The organism is Phyllobacterium sp. SYP-B3895, from assembly GCF_009647635.1.
Lineage (GTDB): Bacteria > Pseudomonadota > Alphaproteobacteria > Rhizobiales > Rhizobiaceae > Phyllobacterium > Phyllobacterium pellucidum.
In genome coordinates, this window is record NZ_WJIG01000001.1 from 784,664 (window position 1) to 797,854 (window position 13,191).

6 protein-coding genes are annotated in these 13,191 nt (G+C 60.9%); all 6 read right to left on the minus strand.

Annotated elements, in window-relative coordinates; translation table 11 throughout:
* Positions 1 to 41 precede the first annotated feature (41 nt).
* Positions 42 to 3,539 (minus strand): double-strand break repair helicase AddA, encoded by a 3,498-nt coding sequence (gene addA, locus GF108_RS03730; protein WP_153666918.1) that lies wholly within the window; start codon positions 3,537 to 3,539, stop codon positions 42 to 44.
* Positions 3,536 to 6,664, minus strand: a complete 3,129-nt coding sequence (gene addB / locus GF108_RS03735; RefSeq protein WP_153666919.1) for a double-strand break repair protein AddB — start codon at positions 6,662 to 6,664, stop codon at positions 3,536 to 3,538. The genes addA and addB overlap by 4 nt, the downstream gene beginning before the upstream one ends.
* A complete protein-coding gene (locus GF108_RS03740) occupies positions 6,657 to 7,382 on the minus strand; it encodes a nucleotidyltransferase family protein (protein WP_153666920.1) in 726 nt (241 codons plus the stop codon). Before GF108_RS03740 ends, addB begins: the two co-directional genes overlap by 8 nt.
* Positions 7,382 to 8,893 (minus strand): tRNA (adenosine(37)-N6)-threonylcarbamoyltransferase complex ATPase subunit type 1 TsaE, encoded by a 1,512-nt coding sequence (gene tsaE / locus GF108_RS03745; RefSeq protein WP_153666921.1) that lies wholly within the window; start codon positions 8,891 to 8,893, stop codon positions 7,382 to 7,384. The genes GF108_RS03740 and tsaE overlap by 1 nt, the downstream gene beginning before the upstream one ends.
* Positions 8,894 to 8,900: 7 nt before the next feature.
* Positions 8,901 to 11,429 (minus strand): PAS domain-containing sensor histidine kinase, encoded by a 2,529-nt coding sequence (locus GF108_RS03750; protein ID WP_153666922.1) that lies wholly within the window; start codon positions 11,427 to 11,429, stop codon positions 8,901 to 8,903.
* Positions 11,430 to 11,633: 204 nt separating this feature from the next.
* Complete coding sequence (gene ahcY / locus GF108_RS03755; protein WP_091921542.1) at positions 11,634 to 13,034, minus strand: adenosylhomocysteinase; 1,401 nt, start codon at positions 13,032 to 13,034, stop codon at positions 11,634 to 11,636.
* Positions 13,035 to 13,191 lie beyond the last annotated feature (157 nt).

The following is a 13,191-nucleotide window of genomic DNA, read 5'->3' on the forward strand; positions in this document are numbered from 1 at the left end:
TAGGTCTTGTCACGATTCAGTGCAAAGGTCTACGTGGGTGCCTATCGCAGACGCTCGAGCGCCTCGTTCATTGCCGCCTCGGGAATGTCGACAAGGTGGGGGCCCTCGGTGAAGAGCAAGGCGGTTTCGATGGTCTTGCCGGGATAAAGCGGCGCAAGCAGCTCGCGGTAGAGCGCAAGCTGGGCGACATAGGTTTCCGGTACTTTCGACAGCGTTTGAGGCGCCGGCCGGTTGGTCTTGTAGTCGATGATGACGACACGATCGCCCACGACCGCAAGACGATCGACGACGCCGGATACGGCGTGGTCCTTGCCGCGCAGATGCAATGTCCCCATGACGGCCACCTCGGCCAGCGAGCCTTCGGCAAAGACGGCAGCGAACTTCGCATCGTCGAGGATCGCAAATACCGACCTCCGCGCCACGTCAAGCTCCTGTGGTTCCCAGTCGAAGGCGGCCCGCGCCAGATAGCGATCCGCCGCTGCCATCCGTTGTTCAACGGGGAGATCAGGCAGTGTCTGCAACAGAGCGTGGATGACGATGCCGCGGCGGATGGCAAAGGATGACGTGCCGCGATCCCCGGCGAGAACCGGTGATCCGGTGACCAGTGGGGCTTCGTCGTCGGGCTCGATCACAACCGACACGCCCGACGGGGCGAGCGGCCGCGGCAGACCCAGTTCGCGCGGCATCGGCTTCCTGAAGGCAGCGGGAAACGCGACCTCGGTGGCTGCCGGCCGGTCTTCGGGAACCGCAATATCGCGATTGTCGGGCTGGGTGATGCGATAGCGCCTCGCGTTGACGCCTTCCACAGGATGATCGAACGGCAGGCTCGCATCGCCGAGACCGGCATCAACCAGATTGTGCCACGTCTCGGGGGCCTGCCTTATGCCGCGATAGCCGCAGACGATCAGGCGGTCCTCGGCGCGGGTCATCCCAACATAGAGCAGGCGGCGATACTCCTCTTCAGCGCGCAGCTTCAAGGTGTCGAGCAATGTGCCCGTGAATGCTGTTGCGTGGAATTTCGACGGTACGAAAAGGAAACCCTTGCCCTGCCAGCCGTCCTGTTCGCGCATATCGAAGGAAACGAGGTTGGGATTCCGTCCGCCGGCCGAAGCCGCGCTGCCGGGATCAACGAGAAAGACCACTGCGGCCTCCAGGCCCTTCGAGGCATGGACGGTCATGATCCGTACTTCGTTCCGGCTCTGGTCGAATTCGCGCTTGATCTCCGGCGTTGCCGCTTCCAGCGTTTCGAGAAACGCTTGCAGGCCCGGCAACCCGGTGCGCTCGGTCGCGATCGCATAATTCTGAAACTCGTCGATGACGTCACCGGCTTCCTGGCCAAGCCGCGCCAGCAAGTCGCGCCGCGCACCGCCTGGTCCAAGGATATGAGCGTAGAACTCGAAGACAGGGAGCGTATCGGCGCGGCTGCGCCACTCCTTCAGGCGCTGGGCAATAGCATGGAACGTAAGGTCGTCCTCGGCACGGCTGTTCAGCCGGTCGAATAAAGTCTCGTTTTCGGCGCGTCCATGGGCAAGGACGAACAGTTCATCGTCTCCAAGCTTGAACATCGGGCTTTTCAGCAGGGCGGCCAGAGAAAGATCATCAGCGGGCAACAACATGAAGCGACCAAGCGCCATCAGATCCTTGATCGCAATGTGGTCGGTCAGCTTCAGCCGATCCGCCCCGCCGACCGGCACGTGCCGCCGTTTCAGTTCGCGCGACAGGGCATGCATGAACTGGTCGCGCTTGCGCACCAGCACCATGATGTCGCGTGCCTCGAGCCTGCGTCCCTGGCCCTGCAACACCTCGCCGTTCTTCAGCCAGAGCTCGATGGTCCTGGCGATCTGCTCGGCGAGCCGCACGGGCGGGGCGCGCAGGCTGTCGACAGGCGTGCGCCAGTCCTCCACCTCCGGGGTCGTGTCCGGCGTCAGCACGTCCCATATTTCAACTTCGCCCGGATCGCTGCCGCGTATGGCTGTGTGGACAGTCGACCCATGATCGCGGCCAAAACCACGGTGCGCTTCGGCCCTTGCAAAAACCTTGTCTACAGCCGAGAGCACGTCCGGGGCGGAGCGGAAAGAGAAATTGAGGCTGACCTTGGCGAAGCTCAGATCCGCCTGACCGGCATTGCGTTCCGTTGCCCTGCCGTGAGCGGCAAAATCCTCCGGAATGGCCCCCTGAAACGAATAGATCGACTGCTTCTCGTCACCCACCGCAAACAGAGTACGGCGTATCTCACGCGCTGTTTTGCCGGCGAAGAATTCCTCACTGAGCAGCCGGATAACTTTCCACTGGTTCGGGCTCGTATCCTGCGCCTCGTCGACAAGAATGTGATCGATGCCCTTGTCGAGCTTGTACTGCACCCAGGGGCCCGCATCCTGGCGCGCCAGCAGATTGACCGTGCGCACGATAAGGTCGTCGAAATCGAGCAGTCCGCGCGACCGTTTCATTTCCTGATAGCGGCCGAGCAGCTCGTCCACCAGCACGAATGCGGACAGGGTCAGTCCGACGAGCCTGCATTGCTTGAGGCGGTCAAGGCCCCCGCGCACCCGCTCCGCCGCCGTTTCGAAGCGATCCTCGAAGTCGGGCACCCTGTCGACCACGGCCCGGGTCGCGAGCTTGGCGCCGCTGACCGGTTCGCCGGATTTCAGGTAGAAGGCTTCCCGCAGAAACTCCTCCAGTTCCTCGGTGCGGTTCGCCTGCTCGGCGGACCGGATCAGCCACGCGAAGTCGACTGCGCGCTTGGCGCCTTCGGAGATGTCGAGAAGCTCCCCGAGCACCCCATCATCGAGTTCAGGCAGCGGCCAGAATTCGGCGACTATTTCGTCTTCCGCCTCATCGCCTCTAAAACCGAAGTGCCCGTAGAACGTCTGGCGACGCAATCCATCGTGGCCGACTTCGCGGATGAATGACGTGAGGTCATGCCGTTTCACGATGGCTTCATCGAGCAGCGCCTGCAGGCCGAATTCACCTGCCGCGTCGAGCACGTCACCGAAGGCGCCTGCAAGCTCGACATTGTGGTCGAGCCGGGCGGTTTGCAACAGTTGCCGGCGCGCTTCGCCGACGAGCGCGACCTGCATCAAATCGTCCATCAATTCGAAATGACCGGCGATATTCGCTTCGAGCGGAAACTGATGCAGGATCGCTTCACAGAAGGCGTGGATGGTCTGGATTTTCAGCCCGCCCGGTGTCTCGAGTGCGCGGGCAAAGAGGCGGCGTGCCTGCGTCAACCTTTTCGGACCCGGACGTTCCCCGTCGATCTTCTCAATCGTGCGGCTGAGCGCTGCCTCATCCATCGTCGCCCATTCCGACAGGCGGGCAAAGACACGGTTCTGCATGACCGCGGCCGCGGCCTTCGTATAGGTCAGGCACAGGATCTTGGACGGATCGGTCCCATCCAGCAGCAGCCGGATGACGCGTTCGGTGAGAACATGAGTCTTGCCCGAACCGGCATTCGCCGACACCCAGACGGAATCCTTCGGGTCGGCGGCGCGGTTCTGGTCGCGAATGGTTTCCACCGGAATGGCAAGCGGCTTCTTCATGACCCTTCACCCTCGTCGTCGGCGCCGCCCGCTGACCATTCCAGCACGCGAGCGAGGTGATCATAGTCGCCGGTCAGATCGCCCTCCTTGAACGGCAGGGCGCGTGACAGGTAGCCTTTGCCGACATCGCGGTAGGCGTTCAAAAGCTCGCTCAGGCGATGCCACGCCAACTCTCCAAGGTCCGGCGCGGATTTCCTGCTGTTGCGGGTTTCTAGAATCGATTCGGGGACGACCTTTCCTCGTGGCCTCAAACGGACGTACAGCAGGTCGGTTGCATTGCGCCGCCCGACCTCATGAAATCCTCCGCGGGCCAGCAACGCCGCTTCCAACGCGAGCTGCGGGGCAAGCAGGACGTGCGCCTGCCGGACCGACGGTGTCGAACCGGTCTTGTAATCAATGATGTCGACGGTTCCGTCGCGGCGGATATCGACGCGGTCGGCGCGCCCCGACAAGGTAACGCCGGTCGAATCGACCGCAATCTTTTTGGATGCGATTTCCGCATGCCGCTCGGCGATGAGTTGCGCACGCCCCCGCTCCCAATTGATGAACTCCGGTACCAGCATCTGAAATCGCGGCCACCAAACCGCGTCGATTTCCTCCGGCAGAGCGCTCGCATCAAAATGGCGCCGCCCTATATCCATGAGCTTTGCCATGGCATCGGCATCAACCGGATCGATGTTTTCGCCAGTGAATGCGGCAAGGATGTCATGAAAGAGCGAGCCGCGTTCGGCAACGTCGGGATCGCGGATCAAAGGCTCGATCGGGCGCAGGCGCAGGATGCGCCGCGCAAAAATCGCGTATGGATCACGCCGCAAGGTTTCGATTTCGGTCACCGAGAAATGCTTCGGCCGCGCATCGAGCGGCGGCTTCGGTTCCGGGCGCTTGACGAAATCTTCATCGACGGCGCGATCGATTTCGCGCGCCCAGCCAAGATACTTGCCGCCTTGCTGCCGCAGGCTCGCACCGGCATCCTTGCCAAGCACCGTATCCAGCCGCTGCAGCCAGCGGGAAGCCACCGTCGGTGCATTCGCCGAGCGTTGCGAACGGGTGAGAACGACCTTCCCCATGCCCATCGCCATCTGGAAATCATGGGCCGCAAGGCCGGTCCGCCGTTCCGGCGGTTCGAGCTTGATGATCGACTTCATCGGCCGCGACATGAAAGGATCGTTGCGCGTCTTGCCCGGCCAGGAACCTTCATTCAAACCGCCAATGACGACTGTATCGACGGTTTGCAGGCGGGCTTCGAGCGCGCCCCAGATGAAGAGGCGTGGATGGGCGCCGACTTTCGGCTTCACGACTTCGCCGGCGAGGAGCGCCTCGACCATGGCGGGCCATTCGGCCGGCGCAAATTCCAGACCGGTATCGGCCGAGACGAGGTTGCGCAAGAAAGCCGCAAACTGCTCACCCGCCGGCCCCTCGTAAAGCGCGGAAATATCGCCATTATCGTCGCGCACAAGGTTTTCAAGCGCGGTAACACTCGCATGAACGATTTCGGGCAAGGCGACAGCGCCGGACTGACCTGCCATGGCAACGATTGGCGCCATGCACTGGCTCAGCGCATCGCAGATCGCTCGTGCCTCCTCGATATCCGTCGCTGACAGGTGCCGCAGCCACATCGGTTCGAAGGGCGTGCCGCTCGTTTCCGCGAGCCGGTGATTGAAGAAGGCTCCAAGGTCCGCAAGGGTCGCGCGTCCGGTCCCTCCACGCAGGGCGACGAGTTCGATGGTCTCTGCCACCCTACGCACCTTGCCGCGTTGCCCGCCGATGCGCGTCAGCGGATGCTTAAGCAGTGCCAAAAGCGCAGCGGGATCGCCAGGGTTGAATACCGTCTCCAGCGCCAGGCGCATCAACGTCGCCGGCAAGGTCTCGCGGAGTGCATGGCCGCCGGAATCGTCGGCGATGATGTTGAAGCGGGCGAGTTCCGTCGAAACGCGCCGCGCCAGATCCCGATCGGCGGTTACGAGCGCTGCGGTACGACCCGAATCCTCAATCGCTTCGCGCAGGGCCAATGCGGCAGCGAGCGCTTCTTCCCGTTCATTCGCCGCCTCGATCAGACAGATATCGGCAGTGGCTTCGGAAAATGCCCCGCCCGCCCGGTCGAGATATGCCCAAGCCTCGCTGGTGTCGGCGGGTCGCATGGCCTCGCTGACAAGGCGCTCGCGCGCCCGCATCCCAGGCTGCGGCGTCCCCAGCGGAACGACATCGTCGCGCAGAATGCCAAGCTCCCCCAGGAGTTTGCGCAGGCCGTATTGGGGATGGCCAAATATGGAGGGGTTGTCGTCGACCTTGGCCAGGATATCCCAACTCGCTGGGTCGAGATCGCGATCAAGGCCGGGCAGAACGACCGCACCTTGCGGCAATGATGCGATTGCCGCAAGGAGTCTGGCGGTCGCCGGGATCGACCCTGTCGAACCGGCCGCGATCACCGGCCCCGACGGCGGACTTCGCAAGAGACGTTCGGCCTCCAGCTCGATAAGGCGATTGCGATGCGCAGCCGGATTGGAACGACGGCGCTCCTCCAGGATTTGCGGCCAGACGCCGGTGACGATGTCGAGGAATTCGAGCGTGACCTGCCACCAGTTCGGCAGGTCTTCGGCCACAATATTGCCAAGCGTCGCCCAGCCACTCGCCTCGGTTTCCACCTGGTCCATCAGTCCGGCAAGATCGCGCGCCAGCCATATCGCATCGGCGGTTGTCGCCGGAATGGCGATTTCCTCATTGCCGAACAGCGCACGCACATGGTCTGGCAAACGCTCGCGCCAAGGCCTTACCAGGCTCGCCAGAAGCAGGAGCCGCTCCGTCGCATTGATCGGCGGCAAAAGGTCGAAGAACGCCTCCGAGCCCATGTCGAACATCGCGGCATCTTCGTCCACATCCCCGAGTGGCCGGATGACGGGGAGGATCGCCGATTTCACCGGGCTTTTTTCAACAAGCAGCGAGCGCAGCGTTCGCGCTGCGCGCCGCGTCGGAACGTAGATCGTTGCCCGCGCCAACGCCATCGGATCGCGAGGGTCAGCGGGAAAGCCCGGGATCAGTGTTCCCGACTGGATGGCTTCGATGAGCGCCGGCAGGAATGGGACGCCGGGAGCAATCGAAAAGACCCGCGGCCGTCTGCGCTCAACCATGAACCTTATGTGCGGCGATGGCCGCTTCCGCCTCGCCGATTGCCGCCGGCGTGCCCACCGTCAGCCAAAGGCCGTCCATCTGCAGGCCATAGAGCCGGTCCGCAGTAATCGCCGCGTCGAAATAGCGATTGAGCGACGCCTTTCCTGGCGCCGCGCCGGCGAAGATGCGCGGGTGGATGATTGCGGCGCCGGCATAGATATAGGGCGATGTTTCGCCCACCCGGAGACGACTGAGCCGCCCCTGCTTGTCCATATGAAAATCGCCGCGCCCGTCATAGCCCGTCGCCCGGTTCTTGTTCGCGATCATGAGAAGAATATCCATCCGATCATCATCCCACCCTTCCGCGAGCAGGACAAGATTTGGGCGCGCCCCATCGATCCAGAATGTATCGGCGTTGATGACGTAGAATGGATCGTTTCCAATTTGGTCCAGTGCATTGACGATGCCGCCCGCGGAATCCAGAAGTTCAGCCCGCTCGTCCGATACGATAATCGATGGCAGCCTGTACCCACCGACATGCTGTTCAATCTGATCCGCAAGATAGTGCACGTTGACGATTGCGTGCTCGACATCCACAGCACGCAAGGCCTCAAGGCCCCAATCCAGCAATGGTTTGCCGGCTACCTTAATCAACGGTTTTGGCGTCGTGAGCGTAAGTGGCGCCATGCGCGTGCCGAGACCGGCTGCGAGAACCATCGCTGTGCGAGGAGATTTCATCAATGGAACTCCGGATCGAGTATGCCGACCTTCTCGCACCAATTTCTGATCGGCGCCAGAGCCTCGTGCTGCAAAGCACGGATAAAATACGCATGAATGCGTGGTAGATGCTTCAGATAGGCCGGCTTGCCGTCGCGCTCGTCGAGGCGGACAAAAATGCCGAGTATCTTGGCGTTGCGCTGCGCAGCCATGATGGCAAAGGCTTTGCGGAAATTCGCTTCATCGAATTTCGGGTCGGCGGCCCGTCTTTCCGCCAGATATGCCAGGAGCAAATGATCTTGCAGTTCCGGAGAGATGGTCACCCGGGCATCAAGAACGAGGGACGCGACGTCATAGGCGGAAGGCCCGATCATCGCATCCTGAAAATCGATCAGCCCCACCCGCTCCATGCCTTTCCTGTCAGCGCGCCACAGAATATTGGGGGCGTGCACGTCCCTGAGGAGCAGGCTCTGCTCGGCGTCTTTAAGTTGGCTAAAGACTTCGTCCCATTTTGCCACGTAGTCCTGTTTCAACTCTTGCGGGAGTGTTGCATCACGCATTCGCGGCACATACCACTCGGAGAGGAGTTCCACCTCGATCATCATCGCGTCGCGATCGAAGCGGTGGATATGATGTGCATAACCGTCAGCGGCTTCGATGTCCTGCGGCCACGAAAATTGATGCAATCTAGCCAGCAGGCGCACCGCTGCCTCATACCGGGCGAGCACCGGAAGTCCCTCAGCATCGAGGATGCCCTCGCTGCCGAGATTCTCTGTAATCAGAAAGCCCGCATCGAGATCGGCGGCATGGATTTCGGGAACGGAGAAGCCATTAGCTTGAAGCAGTTTGTCGATCGCGACGAAGGCGGTCACCGACTGCGACAGATGCGCAATCTCCATGTAGGTCTTGCCGTCGCGCAGGATCGGACCGCCGGGATTGTAGGGCGAGTTCATCAGGATCAGCGGCGACTGACCATCGTTGGCAATCGTCTCGTAGCTGCGCGCCGAGGCGTCGCCGAGAAGATAGCGCCGCTCCGCCTTTGCAAAGCCCGACGAGGCAAGGAAAGCGCGAATGGCGAGGGAGCGTTCGACGCGAGCAAGTGCCGCAGCGTCACCATCGATCCTGACCTCTCGTCCCTCCCCCACATGGGTAAGCTCGATATGAAGGTTCTCGCGCGGCAGAGCGCCTGCGGCCCGCTCCGGCCACTCGACCAGCACGACGCCATCCTCCAGCGCTTCCTCCAGGCCAAGTTCGTCAACTTCCTCGGCCGCGGAGAGGCGATAGAGATCGACATGGCTGACCGGCAGTCGCAATTCCGGGTAGGATTGAACCAATGTAAACGTGGGACTTGGGACCTCGTAATCATTGTCCGCTGCAATCGTGCGGATGAGACCGCGGGCGAGCGTCGACTTGCCGGCACCAAGATCGCCCGAAAGAGCCACGAGATCACCCTTGCGCAACGCCAGGGCAAGATCCTGTCCAAACCGCTCAGTATCCTCAGTCGTTGCCAATTGAACGATGATCGGTGCCATGGACGCCTTATTCGGCAGCGATGCTGAAGGTCCGCGCCTCGAGCGGGAAGCGGCATGTCACCAGCGTGCCTTTGCCGGCGGCGCTTTCAATATCGACTGTGCCGCCATGCAGTTCGACGAAACCCTTGACGATGGAAAGGCCTAATCCGGCGCCGCGCTTGCGCCCGCCATTCGGATAGGGCTGGAATCGCTTGAAGATGCTGTCGAGCACATAGCCCGGCATGCCCGGCCCCTTGTCCTCGACGCTGAAGACCATTTCGGCCTGCTCGCGCCAGCAGGACAGGGTTACGGTGCTGCCTTCCGGCGCATAGTTGGCGGCATTGCTCAGGAGATTTGCCAGCACCTGCTTCACCCGGCTGGCGTCGGCCCGGAAAGAGCCCGCTCCTGGCGTGATGCGGATGTCGAGAAGTATATTGTGCTCCTTCAGTCGGTCGGCGACTTTTTCCGACGCGGTCGTGATCGCGTCCGCGACGGAAACATCGCTGATATCAAGTTCCATGATCCCCGCATCGACCGTGGCGAGATCTAGAATATCATTGACGATCGTCAAAAGGACCGACGACGAAGTTCCTATATGGTCGAGATAATCGCGTTGCTTCTCGTTCAGCGGCCCCGTCATCGGCGTCTGCAGGAGTTCGGTGAAGCCAATGATATTGGTCAGCGGTGAGCGCAACTCGTAAGAGACGTGCTGTACGAAGTCGTTCTTCAATTCGTCCGTACGTTCGAGCGCTTCGTTCTTCTCCTTCAAGGCTCGCTCAACCTGTACCGAGTCGGTCACATTGACGAAGGTCAGCATGGTCTGGCCGTTCGGCAGAGGGGCCGTCGCGTAGGACAATATCTTGCCGGTGCTGAGCTCTATATGCCCGGAGAGCGACTGCCGCTCATCATCAAAGCCGGTTACGGTCGTCACGAACGCTTCCCAATGCGCCGCATCCGAAACCGGTTCGCACAGGCGGCGGACGGCCGAAATATGCATGCCTTCGGCGATCTGTTCCTTTTTCAGCGACCAGAGCGACGCAAAAGCAGGATTGAAAAGGCGGATCTTGCCGTCTGATCCAAATACGGCCACACCCTCGGCCAGGTGATCGAGCGTCTGGCCCTGCACCTTGATCAGCGTGTTGTACCGGCTCTGGAGTTCTAGCTTTTCCGTGAGATTCTCGAAGACCCAGGTGACGCCGCCCTTCGGCTGCGGATTGACGATGACCCGCAGCGTGCGGCCATCCGTCAGGTACCAGAGGTGTTCCTGCGGTTCGACCGAATGATAGGCCGAAAGAACCTGTTCCTTCCAGCGGCGCCAATCCGGTTGCTCCGGCAAAATGCCGTCACTGCGGAACCTGTCAAGCAGCATGGAATTGTCGGGATGGCTTTCGAGAAACGCCGTTTCGAGTCCCCAGACCTTTGCAAAGGCCTGGTTGAAGAATTGCAGCTTGCGGTTGGCATCGAACATTGCCACGGCCGAGTTCAACTGGTCCAGCGTGTCGGAATGATTGAGGACGGTTTGCTTGTATTCTTCGCGGATAAGTTCGACTTCGCTGATATCAACGGCGACACCGGCCGAGCCCGTTGTGCCGGCAACGTCGGTCACACGGAAAACGCGGCGGTCCCCGCCTACCACTGTCGAAACCTGTTCGTTGAAGCGCCGCGACGCGGCTTTTTCCCGTTCCATGCGTTCGCGTGCCTGTGCGCCGAACAACTCACGCGCCTCACTGACGGCGGCGTGCGGGTCACGCGCCTCGACTGCCTTGGCGTAAGCAAGATTGGCCCAATTGAGCCGCCCATCGGCATCGCGGCTCCATGCGGGCATGTCAACCGATTCGAGCAATCCCCGCAGGGTGCCGATCGCTTCGCTCAACTGGTAGTTCTCGGTCTTGAGCAGCGCTTGCTCGGCCCTTGCCTCGCCAAGATTGATGAAACGGACAATGGCATATCCGCCCGAGGTGCGGCCCTGGATTTCCAGCGGTGCACCCTTTGTCGTTTCGACAGTGATATCGAAGGGGCGTGCCTTTTCGCGCAAAGCGGCGATGGAGCGATCGAGCAGGGTAACCGAATCCACGCGCAACCAACGGCCGAAGGCAAGGAAAAGCGAGCGGGGCTCCGGCACGCCGATCTCCGGCGGCAGATTGCCGATCAGGTTGGGTGTGCTCGATCCACCTTCCCAGACGATGATGCGCTGATCCTTCAGGTTCAGCATGGCCTCGTTACGCTGCACCGTAACATTGAGATCCGCGACCTTGTCGCGCAACTGGCGGTTTTCATTGGCTATGCGGCTGCGTTCACGGATCAGCCAGCCTGCCGAGAGCAGGGCGGCACCCATGGCGCCAAGGAACATGGCGAACTGGATGACCTCGAACGTGCCGACCTCCACCCCAAAAGGCGTGTTGATCTTGCCAAAAGCATCCTCGGCGCTGGCCGGAAATGAAAACGCCGAAAGAATTGCGAGAGAGGAGCAGGCGCGGCACGCCAAGATCCGCAGTTCCTTCTGCACCGGAAATGCCCGTGCCGGATGTCTCCTGCGAACACCGCTTTCAATCTTCATATCAACCGTCGCTACCCCGTCTGGCGAATGCCCGCTGCTCCCTCCCTTCGATTTTTCAATCGCTTGGCCCACCGGGAACAGCGCTATCCCGAATCACTAGAATAAACCTTGAGCGAATCGACGGGAAGAACTGGCGGTAAAAAAGAAAGCCGGAGAATTTGTCAATCCCCCGGCGTCCATATCTCGTGTCGTTACTAACGAGAATTAATATCTGTAGTGGTCGGACTTGAAGGGGCCCTTCGGCGTTACACCGATATAGGCCGCCTGTTCTTCGGAAAGCACCGACAATTTCGCGCCGAGCTTGTCGAGATGCAGACGCGCGACTTTTTCGTCGAGGTGCTTGGGCAGAACATAGACTTCGTTCTTGTACTTCTCGCCACGGCTGTAGAGCTCGATTTGCGCCAGCACCTGGTTGGTGAAGGAGGCGGACATGACGAAGCTCGGATGACCGGTCGCGTTACCGAGATTGAGCAGGCGTCCTTCCGACAGAAGCAGCATGCGCTTGCCATCCGGGAATTCGATCATGTCGACCTGCGGCTTGATGTTGGTCCACTTGAGATTGCGTAGCGCTGCGACCTGAATCTCATTGTCGAAGTGGCCGATATTGCCGACGATGACCATGTCCTTCATCTTGCGCATGGTATCGAGCGTGATGACGTCCTTGTTGCCGGTCGTGGTGATCACGATGTCAGCCGTCGGCGCTGCGTCCTCGAGCGTGACGACTTCGAAGCCGTCCATGGCGGCCTGCAGCGCGCAGATGGGGTCGACTTCCGTTACCTTGACGCGTGCGCCGGCGCCGTTGAGCGACTGGGCAGAGCCCTTGCCGACGTCGCCATAGCCACAAACGACGGCAACTTTGCCGGCCATCATAACGTCGGTGGCGCGGCGGATACCGTCGACCAGCGATTCCTTGCAGCCATACTTGTTGTCGAACTTCGACTTGGTGACGCTGTCATTGACATTGATCGCCGGGAAAGGAAGCAAGCCCTTCTTCTGCAGCTGATAAAGACGGTTGACGCCCGTCGTCGTCTCTTCCGTGACGCCCTTGATGGCTTCGCGTTGCTTGGTGAAGAAGCCAGGCGTTTCCTTCATGCGCTTCTTGATCTGCGCAAACAGGATTTCCTCTTCCTCGCTGCCGGGATTGGAAAGAACGTCCTCGCCGGCTTCGGCGCGCGCGCCGATAAGGATATACATGGTGGCATCGCCGCCATCGTCGAGGATCATGTTTGACGGCTGACCGTCCGGCCACTGGAAAATCTGGTCCGTGTAGGTCCAATATTCCTCGAGTGTTTCGCCCTTGACGGCAAAGACCGGTGTGCCGGTGGCTGCAATTGCAGCTGCAGCGTGATCCTGCGTCGAGAAGATGTTGCACGAGGCCCAGCGCACCTCGGCGCCAAGCGCCTGCAAGGTTTCAATGAGAACGGCGGTCTGGATCGTCATATGCAGCGAACCGGTGATCCGGGCTCCCTTCAGCGGCTGCAATGGGCCAAATTCCTCGCGGCTCGCCATCAGGCCCGGCATTTCTGTCTCGGCGATCTCGATTTCCTTGCGGCCCCACGAGGCGAGCTCAAGGTCCTTGACGATATAATCCTGCTTCTCGGCCATCTGTGCCAACTCCATTTTTCGCAAATTCCGTATGGCCGCGCGCTTGAACAGCGCGGCCGGAGATGGAGTTGACTAGCAGATTAGGGCGCGCCGCACAATGGGACATAAAGAAATCCTTATGCGTGCATATCCAATTTCGAGCGATCTTAAATATCGG